This is a genomic window from Endozoicomonas sp. SESOKO4 (assembly GCF_024606275.1).
The window spans coordinates 1-1,123 of record NZ_JAHHPS010000444.1; the positions used below are offsets into that span (position 1 = coordinate 1).

2 protein-coding genes are annotated in these 1,123 nt (G+C 48.3%); both read right to left on the bottom strand.

Annotated features, from left to right (window positions below):
• Nucleotides 1–598, bottom strand: a 598-nt coding sequence (locus KDK16_RS08750; protein ID WP_257275642.1) for a hypothetical protein, incomplete at its 3' end; no start/stop codon positions are given.
• A gap of 193 nt (nucleotides 599–791) precedes the next feature.
• The coding region (locus KDK16_RS08755) for a hypothetical protein (RefSeq protein ID WP_257275643.1) at nucleotides 792–1,123 on the bottom strand (332 nt) is incomplete at its 5' end.

Sequence of the window (1,123 nt, forward strand, 5' to 3'; positions counted from 1 at the left end):
GCCCCTTGCCACGGAGAAAAAGCTCCTGCATTTCTACCAGAATAAAACCGAGTTGTCGGGCTAACTCTTTCGGGGAAAGTGGGTTGGACGGAAATGCTCTGAAACTGTTCAGTACAGCTTCCTCAATCAGGCTTTCCATGGAGTCCCGACGATCTTCAGCCAAAACCCCCTGAAGCAACACCGGCTGGGTTTGATACCACTGATTAACATCCCGGGATTCTTCCATGGCCGGAGCATTACTGAATGCCTGCAGGAGGTGAAACATGGGACGGCCCGGGTGAGTCTCATCCACAACATAGCCACCCGTGACGTTCGCTATAGTGTGGCGGGTGGCCTCCTGAAAAAGTCTGGTGAGCAGCAGCTGTCGGGCTTCTGTCTGATTGTCTGGAGCAAAATGGCCTTCTGGCCAATGTTCCTGCTCATAGCGGTCATAGACTTGACGCACTGAAACCATTATGGCTTTAAACAGCCTGTTATATTCTTCGGCAAATACATAACCAAAATAGAGACTGTTAATGTCGTACTGGACATCTATGAGAACTTTCCGCTCCAGTGACTCAACACTGCCCCAACAGGAAGTCACCAGCATCAGATTCAAAAACACAGACCGTAAACCGCAAAAGAGAAGCATCCGCCAACCCTATGTCCTGACAAACTCAGTGAGAATAGGACAATCCACTGGCAGGTGCTGAAAAAAAATTAATGGTTCAGGTTGCTTTCTGGCCCTGACGTTCCCGGCAGCCAAATGAGAACACTGCAAGGCCCTCAAACGTGAAATCTTACAAATAACTTCAATTCCAGCCTGCATCCCGACCCTGAACTTCAGTAGTCGTTGCTGTACCAAAGCTGGTAGAACCACTGCCATCTTCGCTGCTTGAAAAATTATAAGTCAAGCTTGAACCGGAGGAGAATAAGCCCCCCCAGTCGTCTTGTTGGTGAGTTGTTGATGAAGTATGAGTGACCGTTCTGGCTCTTTTAGCCGCCTCTTCCTGCTCCTTTTTATGACGTTTTGCAAATTCTTCCTGCTGTCTTTTGTGCTGTATTTCATCTTCTTCTGTCCAGATATAACGCGCTTCCCTCAAATGACTGTAGAGCGCTGACAGCTGCAACTGCATTAAGATAT